The sequence below is a fragment of the Megalodesulfovibrio paquesii genome, assembly GCF_054653055.1.
On sequence record NZ_BAAIGQ010000008.1, the window covers coordinates 347,411 to 361,657 of the forward strand.

Below are 14,247 nucleotides of genomic sequence, written 5' to 3' on the forward strand. Positions count from 1 at the left end.
GTCATGGGCGCAGTCAGCACCGTCAAATCCACCAAGCATGAACTCAAGGCCCAGCGCGAGGCCCTGGAGCGCTTTACCCGCTACCTGCCCACGCTGCAGCTCAAAAAGCAGCAGCTGCAGGCGGAGTTGCGGCGGCTCTCCCGGAAGCTCCAGGAAAAGCGCCAGGCCCTGGCCGCGGTGGAGCACGATGCGGCAGCATGGCTGGCGTTATTTGCGGAACCGTTTGATTTTGCACCATATATGAAGGTGGCCTCCCTGCAGGTCCGCCAGGCTAACGTGGCCGGGGTGCAGGTGGAGACGTTGGATGAGGTGGCCTTTGTGCAGACCCTGCCACCGCTGGGAACCTCCCCGCTGTGGTCGGACGAGGGCATCAGAACGGCGCGGCAGCTGGCCGTGCTGCAGCTGGAGATCCATTTTCTGCATACCCAGCGTCAGGCCGTGGCCGAGGAGCTGCGCACCACCTCCCAGCGGGTCAATCTCTTTGAAAAGGTGAAGATCCCACAGGCCCGCGACCATATCCGGCGCATCAAGATTGCCCTGGGGGACCAGGAGACCGCGGCCGTGGTCCGGGCCAAGATGGCCAAGAGCCGGCAGAAGGAACGCCGCAGGAGCACCTCATGATCGTGCCCATGCACCGCCTTGACCTCTTGTGTCCTGACGGAGACCAGGACGCCGCCCTGTCCCTCCTGGGTGCGCTGGGCGTGGTGCATCTGACGCCCGTGGATTCGGCAGGGTCGGCGACGGGCGTGGAACAGGCGGCGGCAGCGCTGGCCAGGGTCCGGGCCTCGCTCAGCCGGCTGCCGGCCGTCGGGGAAAACGCTCCAACCGAAGAAGCCCCGGTGGACCTGGCCGGGCAGGTCGCCGAACTCCTGACCCGGCAGGACGCCCTGGCCGACCGCCTGGCTGATCTGGAACGCGAACGTGACGCGGTGGCCCCCCTGGGCCGGTATGATCGCACCTGCCTGGACGCTGTGCGGGCTGCCGGCGTCTCGTTGACCTTGTACCGCGTCCCCAGAGGGGTGCGGCTCCCGGACGTGCCCGGCGCAGCCTGGCAGCCCCTGGCCCCCACCTCCAGCAATGCCGTGGAAACCTATCATGTCCTGGTGGAGTATGGAGACTCTCACACCGCTGCATCGGATCTGCCGCTGCTTCCCGTGCCCTGGCCGGCGCGGGAACTGGGCGCCGTGGAGGCGGAGCTGGCCGCCACAGCAGCCGGGCTGGAGACCGCGCGGGAGGAGCTGGCCCGGCTGGCCCGGTTCCGCCCGGTCCTGGAGCGGCATGCGGCGGAACTGGAAGACGCCCTGCGCTGGACCGAGGCCCGGCAGAGCATGGCGCAGCTGGAGCCAGCCGCCGCGGGTGTTGCCCTGGCCCACCTGCGCGGCTATGTGCCGGAAGACGAGGCCGCCGCCCTGGCCGAGGCATGCGCCAGCCGCGGCTGGGCCGCGCTCCTGGCTCCGGCGGAACGCACCCCCATGGCGGATCAGACCCAGGCCCCGCCCACGCTGCTGCGCTACCCGCGCTGGCTGGAGCCGGTCAAAAGCGTCTTCGAAGCCGTAGGCATCCTGCCAGGGTATGGCGAACCAGATGTCGGCGCGCCGGTGCTCGTCTTTTTGAGTCTGTTCTTCGCCATGCTCGTGGGCGACGCCGGCTACGGGCTGCTCTTTCTGGCCGCCTCCCTGCTGGGGCGGTGGCGTTGGCCACAGCTTCCCGGCCGGGCCTTCACCCTGTTGACGATCATGAGCACGGCCACACTGGCCTGGGGGGCGCTCACGGGCACCTGGTTCGGCGCAGTCCGCCTGCCGGCGCTTCTGGATGGGATGCGGCTGGACTGGCTGACTGGCGACGCCGCAGACCACAACCTCATGGCCTTGTGCTTTCTCCTGGGGGCGCTGCACCTATCCCTGGCCCATCTCTGGAATGCCCTGCGGCTCTGGCCTTCCACCACGGCGCTGGCCCAGCTGGGCTGGCTGGGAATCGTCTGGAGCATGTATTATGCGGCGCGGATGATGGTGCTTGGCGCGGTCTTTCCTGGCTGGATGGGTTGGGTGGCCGGGGGCTCCGGCCTGCTGGTGGTGCTGTTCATGACCCCGCTTGCGCAGCTGAAAACGGCCTGGACGGCTCACGTCATGCTGCCCCTGAACATCATCAGCAATTTTGTGGATGTGGTCTCGTACGTGCGGCTGTATGCTGTGGGCGCGGCCTCCCTGGCCATGGCCCGGGCCGTGAATGACATGGCCCTGGCCGACGGCGTGAACGGGCCGCTCTCGGGACTGCTGGCCGCGGCAGTGCTGTTTGTGGGGCACGCCGGGAACATTCTTTTGTCCTGCATGGGGGTGCTGGTGCATGGTGTGCGCCTGAACACCCTGGAATTCGCCAACCACCTGGGCCTGACCTGGGCCGGGAAAGATTACCAGCCCTTCCGGGTTGCCACGCGCGGGGCGGCGCCGGAACATCGCGCGCCGTCAGAAGCGGAGGCCCCCCGGCAGGCTGAAGGAGCACACGGATGGAACTGATCATGATGGCAGCCCTGGGCAAGGCCGGTGCGGCCATGGCCCTGGGGCTTTCGGCAATTGGCTCGGCCCTGGGCGCGGGCGCGGCGGGCATGGCCGGCATTGGCGCCTGGAAGAAGTGCTACGCCCAGAACCGGGCCGCCCCCTTCATCATTATCGCCTTTATCGGCGCGCCCCTCTCCCAAACCATCTATGGCATGATTCTCATGAATGCCATGAACACCCAGTGCAACGCCGCCCTGGCCGCGGCTGCGGCGGGGGAATCGGCCTTCATTCCCTGGCCGGCCATGCTCATGGCCGGGCTGCTGGGCGGGCTGGCCATGGGCATCTCGGCCTGGTACCAGGGCCGGGCCGGGGCCGCCGGGGCGGACGCCCTGGGCGAGACAGGCAAGGGGTTCGGCAACTACCTGATGACCTTGGGCGTGGTGGAGACCGTGGCCCTTTTTGTGATGGTCTTCATCCAGGGGACACTCAGATAGCCAGTCCGCGATCAAGCCGGCCGGGCAGCCGGCAGCCGGGCAGTCGGGCAGCCGGGCAGCGCATGGGGCACGGCGGCTCAGCTTTCTTCCTCGCCGGATTCCATCACGCGCTTGACCAGCCCTTTGTAGTCCACCGCGCCGGGAGATCCACCGGCATATTCGAAGATGGTCATGCCGTAGGCCGGGGCCTCGGAAAGGCGGACGTTGTAGCGGATGGGCTCGCAGATGTGCTGCGGGTAGATCTTGCGCAGCTTTTCCAGGATTTCGCCGGGGTTTTTGATGCGCTCGTCCATGAAGGTGGGCACGAGGTACTTGATGCCCACTTCCTTGCGGTACTTTTTGATGGACGACAGGCTCTTGATGAATTCCGAGAGCCCCTGCAGGCTCATGACCTCCAGGGAAATGGGGATGAGAATCTCCTTGGCGTAGAAGAGCACGTTCACGGTCAGCGGGTCCCAGCCCGGGGAAGAGTCGATGATGATGAAGTCGAACTGCGTCTCCAGGGGGGCCAGGGCCTCGGTGAGGGTCATTTCCCCGCCAAAGTCCTTGCGGTCGATCATGCGTTTGACACCGGCCAGGGACTTGCCGCCGGCCAGGAGCCAGAGATTGTCACGGGCCTTGAAGATGGCGTCCTTGGGCTTGAGCTCCTCGGTGACCAGCTCGGTCAGGCCGGCCTTGGGCTTCACGCCGAGCATGTAGGCGTCCTGGCCCTGGGTGTCGGTGTCCACGAGCAGCACACGCTGGCCTTCCAGCGCCAGACCGGCGGCCAGGTTCACGCTGGTGGTGGTTTTTCCCACCCCGCCCTTGGAGAGCAGCACGGCAATGGAGCGGGCGCGGGCCAGGGGAAACTTGTTTCCGCAGCTTTTGCAGTGAACAATCGCCTTTTTGGAAGGGATTTTCGCGTCGTCGACAGTGCGGGAAAACCCGCACTTCGGACAAGTGATTTCCATGACCGCAAGCCTCCCTCAAAGGGTTATGGCATTCCGCAGAACAGCTGCGCCCTGTAGTCCGCGTTGCCTGCATTACCCACAATGCCGTCCATGCCCGCGCTGCCCAGAGCAGGGGAGGGCAGGGGCTGCGCCCCTCGCGCAGCCGCAGCAGGGCTTGCGGCAGGCAAGTCAGCGCGCATCGGGCTCATCGGCATGTTGGCCCTGTTGGTTAAGGTACTCCAGGCGGGCCAATCGCACGAATTCCGCCAGCCGCGCCTGGGTTTCGGCGTCCATGTCCAAAAACTCCACGCCGTAACGAATCATGCCATCTTCATTGCGAAAGACATGCACCACACGGCCGGCCAGGCTGAGGGTATCGCCCCGGAACTGGAGCAGCAGGCCCTCCAGGGTTTGGCCCACGGAAAAGGCCGCATGCCGGGAGTGGAAGATGCCCACCCCGCCTTCCACCAGGTCGAATGCGCCGTAGCTGACACCGCCAATCTGCACAGCCAGGGCGTATCTGTCCCCAACAGGCACCCGGAACGACTTGCGAAAAGGCTGCTGGCCGGGATCGTCCGCCGCGGGGGTGGCAGCCTCAGGGCTTGTGTTGCCGGTGGCCGCCGGCGACGGGTGTTTGGTGGAATCGTCCATGCAAGGCTCCTTGTCCAGTGTGCCGGATGGCCTGCATCATGGCAGGCGCGGGCCGGCGCATCGTTGACGAACCGATGCGATGCGCGTTCTCTTGGCGCATCTATGCCTCTATGTACCGCATCTCGAATCAAATTGCCAGTCTTAAGTTGCTGTTGAATCGCTGCTGTATCTGTATATCGCATTGCAAGAAAAAGTCTAGAAAATGTATTGGTGAAAACCATCAATTCAGATAAATGCTCCTTGGTAAATTTGTAGTGCAATAAAGATGAATCACCAGGGATTGCAATGCAGCGCGCACTTGTGGATGTCTGAAAATCATGTTGAACGGTCAGCTATTGCACGGGAAATGATTCTTCTGCCAAACACAAGGCTGCACAATGCGGCTGACCAGGTGATCAAAAAAATGCTCCACCAGATCCATAGAATATTCCATTTAAACACAAACACTCCAATATGAAACAGAATTATCGGGGCAAGCAATTGACGGTACACGCCAATAACAACCCCGAACATAGGTTTGCGTACCCCTTGCAATGCCGCCACATGCACATACACCACCACATAGGCGTAGAGAATGAATGCGGCCAGACGTAAGTAGACGGCGCCGCTCTCCACCACAGCCGCATCGTCGGTGAACGCGGCCATGAGCGGCTCAGCCAGAAAGTGCAGCAGCACGCCGCCAACAGCCATCACCCCGGCTCCCAGCCACAAGGCATGCCGGAGTGTGGCGCTCACGCGGTCCAGTTTTCCGGCGCCATAGTTCTGCGCCACCAGGGCCAGGGTGGAGACGTTGAGTCCCACAGCCGGCAGCAGGGCCAGTTGCTCGATGCGTGTGGCCACGCCGTAGGCCGCCACGGCCACGTCGCCATACTGGCCCAGGTAAAAGGTGATGACGAAGATGCCCAGGCCAATGGTGAAATGGGTGAAGGAAGCCGGCAGGCCCTGGCGCATGATATCCAGAAACAGGGCCGGGTGGAGCCTGAAGTCCTTGCGCTGCACGCTCTCCAGAATGCCGCTTGCCGCCACCCCACGGCCCAGGCGCCAGACCCCCACGGCATAGCAGACCACCGTGGCCAGGGCCACGCCGCGCACGCCCATGGCCGGCAGGCCCAGGCCGCCGTGGATGAACCAAGGGTCCAGCAGACAGTTCAGGAAAAAACTCAAAATCAAATAGTTGCGGTAACAGCGGGTGTTGCCCATGGCCTGGAGCACGGCGTTGCTCATGAACATGAGCAGCAACAGGGGCGCGCCGAGGAACATGGTGTTCATGTACGCCAGACACAGGGGGAGGTTCGACTCGTCCGCACCCAGGAGCCGGAAGAGCGTGGGCGCCAGGGCCAGCCCCAGGCCCCCAAGGAGCACCCCGGCCAGCCCGCCAAGGAGCAGCGTCTGGATGGCATAGCCTGCGGCCTTGGCCTTGTCCCCTGCGCCCAGGGCGCCGCCGATGCAGGCCGTGGCGCCGGTCGCCAGGCCGTTGCCCGCAGCCAGGACGATGAAGTACACCGGAAAGGAGCGGGAGAGGGCGGCCAGGGCATCCGTGGAGAGTTGCCCGGCAAACCAGGTGTCCACCACGTTGAACAGGGTCAAAAACAGAAATCCCACACTGGCCGGCACGGCAATGTGCAAGGTTGCCTGGGGGATGGGCTGGGTCAGCAGGTCTGGGCGCATGGTGTGCCGGCGTTGGAGTGGCGGGGATGCCCTGCATGTAGCCTGCGGATGAAGTTCTGGCAAGAATCTCCATGGTATGGCCCCAGGGCATGACAACGACGGCGGGCGATGGTATACGTGGGCAATGGCGTCTTCCCGTGAGCCCTCCCTGCGCAAGGCCGTGCTGATGGCATGTTTGCTGGTGACCGTGAGCGCGGCAGGCGCCATGTACGCGTTGTGGCCTGCGGATGTGCCCATGGAGCTGCTGAATGAGGCGGTCTGGCGGCAATGGGCCGAACGGTTCGGGGTATTGGAACCGGAGGTGCCGTCTGCCGTCATCCCGCGCACTCCTGGCGCCCCGAGGGAGAGGACCGTGGATCTGGGGCTGTATCCTGGCGTGGAGGGCGAGCTGGACGTGCGCCTGGCCCAGGAACTGCTGCGCAGCATGGATGCGGAGCCAGGGCTGGAACGCTATGCCGTGACCGTGCGCATCGACACCGTGCGCCATAGTCTGACTGCTGAAATGCTTGGCAATGCGCTGATTCGGCTTTCCGGCACGCAGGGGGGCGCACCGGAACAGACCATCTACAAAGGGCAGATTCGCGAGCGGCTTCTGGCTGCGGCCCGCGGTGGCACACTTGCCCGGCCGTAGCGGGTTCTGACAAAAAGCAGGTACTCCCGACGCTGTTGCCCTCACTCGACCCAGGATATCCCCCCGCGAACGACCCGCCCCGGCTCTTGTTCAGGCCCTGAATCTGGTCCTTATTCTGGCCCTGGCCGGGCGATGTGCAGCAAGGATTCTATGATCGGCGTCCGCTTTTTTCATCTGTTTGTTGCCATGGCACTTTCCGCCACCGTGTGCCTGCTGGCAGGGTTGCCCTCCCCGGCCGAGGCGGCCTCCATGTGGGATCCCGTCGCCCGTCGGCTGGTCCAGTCAGGGCTTGACGGCCCCTGGGTGGCCAAACTCTTCGCCCGGCCGGAAATGGTCTATGATCCTGAACCGATGGGAGACAAGCTCCGCGCTTTGTACAAAAGCCTCAAGGGTGGGGTGACGGTGCGCAAGATTCAGGAGCAGCTCGCCACGCTTGGGCGTTTTTCCGATACGCCAGATGGGAAATACGGCCCTGGCACCCGCGCGGCCATTGAGGCCTTTCAGGAATCGCAGGGCCTGCCCGTGGACGGCCTGCCCAACCAGGATGTGGTGGATGCCCTGGAAAAAGCCCTGACCCGCGCCGGCAAGGCCTCACCCCTGCCCACGGTCTGGACCCATGGCCGTGTGCACGCCGGCGTGCTCAAGCCCTTCCGTCTGGCCGAGGCCCGGGAGTTCCACGTGGCCAACTACGGTACACTGCAGGGCATGACCGCCCAGTTTGGCGTGCCGGGCGAAATGGCCACGGCCATCCTTACCGTGGAAACCCGCCACGGCCGCATTTTGGGACACGACCGCGCCGTGACCATCCTGGCCAGCATGGCCCTGGACGGCGACCCCGACCGCGCCACCCGCTTTTTCTCCAATGTGAAGATGAGCCCTTCGGAGACGCACTGGCTCAAGGAAACAGCCCGTATCCGCGGGGACTGGGCCTTTGAGGAACTGGCTGCCCTCCTGCGCTGGTGCAAGGCCACGGGCAAGGATCCCTTCTCCTTCCCCAGTTCACCGTATGGCGCCGTGGGGCTGCCGCAGTTCATGCCCTCCAACATCGAGAAATTCGGGGCCGACGGTGATGGCGACGGCAAGGTGGATCTCTTTCTCGCCGAGGACGCCATCTACTCCATTGGCAAGTATTTCAAGGGGTGGGGCTGGTCCGGCAAGATGGATCTGGGCAAGCGGCAGCAGGTGGTCTGGCGGTACAACCGCAGCGAAACGTATGTGAACACTGTGCTGGGCGTGGCCGAGCACCTGACCCGCGAGCTGGCCCCGGTGGCCGCACCAGCCCGGGCCGGTGCGCCGGTGGTGGTCAATTCCCTGCCGTCCCTGCAAGCCGCCCTGGGCTCCAATCGGCGCATCGAACTCGCGCCCGGCAATTACAATACCCGGGGGGTGCCGCTGCTGCTGCAAGGGCTGCAGCGGCTGACCCTCGTGGGCCGGGGCGAGGTGCTTCTGCCGGCGCTGCAGATCGATCGCTGCCAGGATGTGTTTCTGGAAAATCTGGCTGTCCGGCCGGTGCAGGGGACCCTCTCTCTGGTGGCGGTGACCGGCTCCAGCAGCGTGACCCTGCAGCATGTCCGGCTGCACGGCCCGGCGGGCATCGGGCTGGCCGCCGATGGTGCGGCCGATCTCCGTCTGTTGCAGTGCCTCATTGAGCAGACCCGCGGCCCGGCCCTGAGCGGGTTTCGCACAACCGGGCTCAAGCTGATCAACGGGGTGCTCCGCGGCGTCCAGGCCCCGGCAGTCATCCAGGGCCGGGGCCTGAGCGGGCTGGGGCTGGAACAATGCGTGCTGCGGGACAATGCCGCGGGCAGCCTTCTGGATCTGGATCCCATTTCCAAGGATGCGTCCGTGAGCAATTCCTATTTTGATGACAATGCCATCGCCGCCGCGCTGGGTGGTCAGGCCGGGGCCCGCCTGCAGGGCAACACCGTTTCCGGCGGCGCCATCGCCGGCCTGAAATGAGGAGATACTGAGATGCGCGCAAACTGTGTGGCGCTTGTCCTGCTGTTGATGACGAGCTTCGCGCCGGGCTGGGCCGCGCCGGCGGCGTCCCAGCCCGGTTCCCAGCCCGGCCCGCAGCAGGCCGCACAACAGCTGGCGACCTGGCGGCCGCTCATCCAGAAGCTCGTTGCCGATGGAGTGGACAAAGGCTGGCTGGAACGCCAGTTCTGCCGGCCCGAGGCGGCCTTCACCACCGCGCCCATGGTGGACAAGATTGAGGATCTCTTCCACAAAAAATTCGGTTCCGCCCTGGTCCGGGATATCCAGCAGCGGCTCAAGGCCCTGGGCTATCTGGAGGGCAAGCCCGATGGCCGGATGGGTCCCGGCACGCGGCTGGCCATCAGACGCTATGAAAAGGTCAGTGGCGCGCCGCTGACCGGCAAGGCCACCGAAGATCTGCTGGCCCGCCTGCGCGTGGAAACCCGCAAGGCCCCGCCGCAGGTGGACCTGCCGCCCGAACCCGAAGGCCCCCAGGTGTACCGGACCATCGTCACGCCTGAGCGGCTGGCCGAGGCTGTGGTCTTTTACCGCGCCAACCGGCCATTGCTCCGGCAGATCGAGGCCGCATACGGCGTGCCCCCCACGGTGACCACGGGCCTGCTGACCGTGGAAACCCGCGTCGGCTTGTTCCTGGGCGAAGCCCCGGCCTTTCAGACCCTGGCCAGCATGGCCCTGTGCGAAAACACCGCCCTGATCCAACCGGCCTTTGCCCGGGACAACCCCCAGGGCCCGGCCCTGGCCTGGATGCAGGCCAAGACCCGGGAAAAAGCCGACTGGGCGTATCGCGAGCTCAAGGCGCTCATTACCTACGCCTCCGGCGGCAAGCGGGATGTGCTGGCCATCCCCGGTTCCATCTATGGCGCCATAGGCATCGCCCAGTTCATGCCCTCCAGCGCGCTGAAGTTCGGCGTGGATGGCAACCGCGATGGCAGTCTGGATCTCTTCACCCTGGAAGACGCCTTGCACTCCATGGGCAACTTCCTCAAAGGACACGGCTGGGAGGGGACGGCAGCGGATCGCAGCAAACTTCGTCGCGTCCTCTTCCGCTACAACCCCAGCGTGGTGTATGTGAATACCATCCTGCATGTGGCGGACCATGTCGCCTCGCAGGTTCCAGACTAGCCCCCAGCGCAGGAGCACGCCGGCATGTCCAGACAGCATTCCACCGAGCATTTCATTCAGGAAAAGGCCAGCATCCAAGACCCGGAGCGCACAGCCACCTTTGCCATGCGCCAGGGGACGCTGGCGCCGCAGCCGTTTGATCCCGGAGCGCAATCCCTGCTGCTCATCGGCCTGCCCGGCAGCGGTCGCGGCCCTCTGGCCTCGGCCCTGGCTGATCGCCTGGACATGCTGGTGGCCTTGCTGGGGTGCGAAGGGCAGGAGCGGTGCGAAGACCTGCAACTCGCCGCAGGCAAGGCCATGCGCGCCCTGAACGGCGCGGGACGGGTGTATGTGGTGGATGACCGCATTGTCCCTTATTTTGATGCCCAGGCCTTGTCCTGCCTGCCGCTGACGCCGGTATACCTCATTGCCGATGTACCCACCTGCCTGGCCGCGTTGGCCGGGACGTCGCATCCGGAGGCAGCCGCTGCCGCCACCTTGGACCGTGAGCAATTGGCCTCCCGGCTTGGCGCCCTGGAGCCCAGCGCCATGACCCTGGCCCGGCACCTTGTCCGTGCGGACCTGCCCTTGGAGGCAAAGGTGGCCCGGCTGCTGGACCGGCTGGGGGTGGAGGCGCAGCAGGGAGATGAGGAGGGGGATTTGGGCAGCTATGATGACAATGACTGACCCTTCCGGGCCGCGGCACTGCCGGTCCGTGCTTTCGAGCGCCTGAAATTGCCGGGTACCCGACGTGCCAGGGCGGGAACCATGACGAACATGGTTCCCGCCCTTTGTGATGGAGGCGGCGTACTCGCGGCCCCCGATGTGTGTTTCGTTATCTGACCACCAGCACGCTCATCGGCGCATGCTCGGCCACCGAGGCGGAAACCGAGCCCAGCAGAAGGCGGCTCGCTCCCTGCTTGCCGGTGGAGCCCACCACAATCATGTCCACGCCAAGCTCCTTGGCTGCGGCCACAATGGCATCCGCAGGCCGGCCGGTCTTGTCCACCGTTTTCACCGGGCAGCCAGCCTGGGCCATGTCCGCGGTAATACTGCGCAAGAGCTTTTGCGTTTCCTCGGCCACACTCTCCTGGAGGCGCTCGGAAAGCTCAAGGGGCAGTTCGTCCAAAGGGTAGGTCAGATCCGGCGTGACCGTGATGACGGTAATCTCGCCGTGAAGGTTCTTTGCCAAAGTGGTTGCCATCTCCAGGGCCTTGCCCGCCTGAGGCGAGCCGTCATGCGCAACGAGCAGCTTCATACGCCTTCTCCTTGTGGCTGGGAGCACGACAATGCAGGCACACCTTCCCTTGGCCCCGGGGAAACGGCCATCTCCGGAGCTTCATACGTAAGATAAGGAATAGGAGGGAAAAGGCAAGGCGCAAATGTGAAACTTGTCACAAAATTTTGCCCAAACGATGTGCTCTTCCTGATGGAGGGAGCGTAGCCCTAATTTAGATAATGAAAAGGAGAAGAATATACGATAGGGCAACGGTGGTGGCGGGTTTCTGCTTGCCTTTGTTCCACCATTCTGGTAGGGATTGGCCTTTCGCAATCTGCATTCTCCCCTGCATGAAGGGGGGTTCACTTATCTGGCTGAAATTGCAGCCAGTCATGCAAGGAGCAGGCATGAAGCTTTCCACTCGCAGCCGCTATGGCACCCGCATGGTGCTGGATATCGCCATGAACAGCCAGGCCGGGCCGGTGCGCATTTCCGATATTTCCAAGCGGCAGGGCGTATCTGTCAAGTATCTGGAAAAACTTATCCGCCCCCTCAAGCAAGCCGGCTTTATCAAGAGCAAGCGTGGACCCCGCGGCGGGCATGTGCTTTCAGATCTGCCGGAACGCATTGCCGTGGGCGCGGTGGTTCGGGCCATGGAGGGGGAAATGGCCCTGACGGAGTGCGCCAAGGACGCCGGGGTGTGTCCCATTTCTTCCGACTGCCTGACCCGCAAGGTCTGGATTGAGGCCACCAAGGCCATGCTGGAACGGCTGGACGCCATCACCTTCCTGGATCTCATGCGCGAGGCGGAGCGCGCCGGCGGTGGGGTGGAGCGCTGCCTGTTGCCGCGCGAGCAAGGCTAGCCGCCTCGCACTCGATTCCGGCGCTCCCACGGTGGGCAGCCTGTTCAACCCCCGGCCTGTGCCAGACGCAGGCTGGGGGTTTTGTCTGCAAGTGGTTGTCGCCCGACCTGCCCTTGTGATATGTTGTGTTCCACACCTTCACCATTTTCAACGAGATGCACATGCCTTCCTCCTCGTTGCGCCTTGCCTCTTCCCTGCGGGCCCTGGTGGCAGATCCGGCCATGGCGCGACGGTTGCGGATGTTGGCCGGAGGGGAGCCGCTCTCGGTGCATGTTTTTCCGGATGATGCGGAGCCCGTCCTGAGCGAGGACCGCGAGTCCTCCCGGATCGCATTCCCCATCCACCTCGGCGCGGGAGAGGTGGGGACCGTCCTGAATGAAGCGGGCCCCATTGTCGGCGAAGTCCGGCTTGGCCCTGCGAGGGACGGTGCGGCACGGAGCACAGAGGGTGCGCAGGCCGTGGCGGAATTGCTGGGCGTGCTGGCCGGCCTGCTGGCCGGACAGGAGTCCTTGCGCCAGGAGTTGCACGCCGTGCATGAGGAGGTGGACCGGTTTTGCGAGCTGGCGGCCCGGGCGGCCGGTGGCCGCAGTCCGGCGGAGGTGTGTAAGATCGTGGTGGACGAGGCTCGCCGGCTGTTCCGGGCCGGGGATGTCTGCGTGTCGTTGCGGCTCAGCGAGGGAGAGATGGAAAGCGCCGGGGCGGAGTGCCTTGGCCCGGGTCGGGCTGTGGCCGGCAGGTCCGATGCCGACGCGGCAGCCCTGACCTTTGCGGGCGAGCCCGGCGAGCGCACACTTTCCACCATGATGAGCGAGCTCATGAACATTCAGGGCAAGGTCATCGGGGTCATCAATGTGGCCAGCCCCACGCCCGGCGTCTTTGGCCGCGCGGACATGCAGCTGCTCAAGGCCCTGGCCGCCCAGGCTGCCGCCCCCATCGAAAGCGCCCGGCATCAGCATCGCCTCAAGCACATCCTGGATACCACCGAACGGCTGAACCGGTTTGAAGACCTGGACGCCATCCTTGACGCCGTGCTGCACGAATCCCGGCAGCTGGTCCAGGCCGACGCCGGGACCATCTTTCTGGTGGAAGACGGCCGGCTGCGCTTTTCCTACGTGCATAACGACACGTTGTTCCGGCAGCATGAAGCCAATGCCGAGATTTATCGCAGCTATTCCCTGCCCATTGATGAGACGTCCATCGTCGGCTACGCCGCCCGCACAGGCAAGACCCTGGTCATTGATGATGCGTATGCCATTCCCGCGGGCATGCCGTATGCCTTCAACCGGTCCTTTGACGAGCAGCACGGCTACCGCACCCGTTCCATCCTGTCCATCCCCCTGCACACGCACCATGGCGCGCTGGTGGGGGTGATGCAGATCATCAACGCCAGGGACCTCCGGGGGGAGGTGACCGCGTTCCCGCGCGACCTGTTGGCGTACATGCCCCTGTACGCCAGCCACGCCGCGGCAGCCCTGGAACGGGCCGTGATGACCCGCGAACGCGTGCTGCGGATGATGAAACTGGCGGAAATGCGGGATCCGCACGAGACAGGGCCGCATGTGCAGCGGGTGGGCGCATATTCCAGCGAGATCTATGCGCAATGGGCCCGAAACAGGGGCGTGGACATCCACGAGATGCACGCCACGCGGGATTTGCTGCGGCTGGCGGCCATGCTGCATGATGTGGGCAAGGTGGGCATTGCCGATGCCATCCTCAAGAAGCCCGGCAAGCTGACTCCCGAGGAATTTGACATCATGAAATGGCATCCCGTGCATGGGGCGCTGTTGTTTCATGGTGCAGCGCCAGCGCTGGACCGCATGTGCCTGGACATCTGCCTGGGGCACCACGAGCGCTGGGACGGCAGTGGCTATCCCGGCCGCATCCCGGATCTGACGGCAGCCTCGCTGACGCTGGGGCAGGGCCTGCGCGGGGAGGAGATTCCGCTTGCCGCGCGCATCGTGGCCCTGGCCGACGTGTTCGATGCCCTGTCTTCCCGCCGCTGCTACAAGGAACCCTGGCCCCGCGCCCAGGTGCTGGAGACCATCACCGACGAGCGCGGCCGCCAGTTCGATCCTGAGCTGGTGGACGCCTTCTTTCAGATTCTTCCCCTGCTGGAAGCCATCCAGGAACGCTACCGCGACGAGGACAGAGCCGGCTGATGTGACGCCAGCCCCAGACCGGGGGGGATCCGCAAGACC

At 64.8% G+C, this 14,247-nt stretch carries 13 protein-coding genes; 9 read left to right on the top strand and 4 right to left on the bottom strand.

What is annotated here, in order from left to right; translation table 11 throughout:
- The first annotated feature begins 3 nt into the window (after positions 1-3).
- Genes ACYQ00_RS19885 through ACYQ00_RS19895 form a run of 3 tightly spaced genes read left to right on the top strand, consistent with a single transcriptional unit; the run spans position 4 to position 2,989 of the window.
- Positions 4-621 (top strand): V-type ATP synthase subunit D, encoded by a 618-nt coding sequence (locus ACYQ00_RS19885; RefSeq protein WP_460033804.1) that lies wholly within the window; start codon positions 4-6, stop codon positions 619-621.
- A complete protein-coding gene (locus tag ACYQ00_RS19890) occupies positions 618-2,513 on the top strand; it encodes a V-type ATP synthase subunit I (protein ID WP_460033805.1) in 1,896 nt (631 codons plus the stop codon). The genes ACYQ00_RS19885 and ACYQ00_RS19890 overlap by 4 nt, the downstream gene beginning before the upstream one ends.
- The gene (locus ACYQ00_RS19895; protein ID WP_460033806.1) at positions 2,504-2,989 is read left to right on the top strand and encodes a V-type ATP synthase subunit K; all 486 of its coding nucleotides are present in this window, start codon (positions 2,504-2,506) and stop codon (positions 2,987-2,989) included. The genes ACYQ00_RS19890 and ACYQ00_RS19895 overlap by 10 nt, the downstream gene beginning before the upstream one ends.
- Before the next feature lie 77 nt (positions 2,990-3,066).
- Here ACYQ00_RS19895 and ACYQ00_RS19900 read toward each other — a convergent pair whose 3' ends face one another.
- The 3 genes from ACYQ00_RS19900 to ACYQ00_RS19910 all read right to left on the bottom strand — a co-directional run bounded on the left by ACYQ00_RS19900 (position 3,067) and on the right by ACYQ00_RS19910 (position 6,237).
- Entirely contained in the window at positions 3,067-3,939 is an 873-nt protein-coding gene (locus tag ACYQ00_RS19900) for an AAA family ATPase (protein ID WP_460033807.1), read from the bottom strand.
- A gap of 168 nt (positions 3,940-4,107) precedes the next feature.
- Complete coding sequence (locus tag ACYQ00_RS19905) at positions 4,108-4,569, bottom strand: PilZ domain-containing protein (RefSeq protein WP_460033808.1); 462 nt, start codon at positions 4,567-4,569, stop codon at positions 4,108-4,110.
- Between the two features lie 315 nt (positions 4,570-4,884).
- Entirely contained in the window at positions 4,885-6,237 is a 1,353-nt protein-coding gene (locus ACYQ00_RS19910) for an MATE family efflux transporter (RefSeq protein WP_460033809.1), read from the bottom strand.
- A 124-nt stretch (positions 6,238-6,361) separates the two neighbouring features.
- On the opposite strand from ACYQ00_RS19910, the gene ACYQ00_RS19915 reads away from it, so the two are divergent.
- The 4 genes from ACYQ00_RS19915 to ACYQ00_RS19930 all read left to right on the top strand — a co-directional run bounded on the left by ACYQ00_RS19915 (position 6,362) and on the right by ACYQ00_RS19930 (position 10,654).
- Positions 6,362-6,868: a hypothetical protein gene (locus ACYQ00_RS19915; protein ID WP_460033810.1), complete on the top strand. Its 507-nt coding sequence runs from the start codon at positions 6,362-6,364 to the stop codon at positions 6,866-6,868.
- Positions 6,869-7,018: 150 nt separating this feature from the next.
- Positions 7,019-8,827, top strand: coding sequence for a lytic murein transglycosylase (locus ACYQ00_RS19920; protein WP_460033811.1), 1,809 nt, complete (start codon positions 7,019-7,021; stop codon positions 8,825-8,827).
- A gap of 12 nt (positions 8,828-8,839) precedes the next feature.
- Positions 8,840-9,988 carry a lytic murein transglycosylase gene (locus ACYQ00_RS19925; RefSeq protein ID WP_460033812.1) on the top strand — a complete coding sequence of 383 codons (1,149 nt, stop codon included), beginning with the start codon at positions 8,840-8,842 and terminating at the stop codon, positions 9,986-9,988.
- Between the two features lie 24 nt (positions 9,989-10,012).
- A complete protein-coding gene (locus tag ACYQ00_RS19930; RefSeq protein WP_460033813.1) occupies positions 10,013-10,654 on the top strand; it encodes a hypothetical protein in 642 nt (213 codons plus the stop codon).
- A 148-nt stretch (positions 10,655-10,802) separates the two neighbouring features.
- Here ACYQ00_RS19930 and ACYQ00_RS19935 read toward each other — a convergent pair whose 3' ends face one another.
- Complete coding sequence (locus ACYQ00_RS19935) at positions 10,803-11,225, bottom strand: universal stress protein (RefSeq protein WP_460033814.1); 423 nt, start codon at positions 11,223-11,225, stop codon at positions 10,803-10,805.
- 368 nt (positions 11,226-11,593) lie between these two features.
- Here ACYQ00_RS19935 and ACYQ00_RS19940 point away from each other — a divergent pair, with 368 nt between their 5' ends.
- Together ACYQ00_RS19940 and ACYQ00_RS19945 are read left to right on the top strand one after the other, a co-directional pair.
- Positions 11,594-12,049: an RrF2 family transcriptional regulator gene (locus ACYQ00_RS19940; protein ID WP_460033815.1), complete on the top strand. Its 456-nt coding sequence runs from the start codon at positions 11,594-11,596 to the stop codon at positions 12,047-12,049.
- Positions 12,050-12,210: 161 nt separating this feature from the next.
- Positions 12,211-14,208 (top strand): HD-GYP domain-containing protein, encoded by a 1,998-nt coding sequence (locus ACYQ00_RS19945; protein WP_460033816.1) that lies wholly within the window; start codon positions 12,211-12,213, stop codon positions 14,206-14,208.
- Positions 14,209-14,247: the final 39 nt, after the last annotated feature.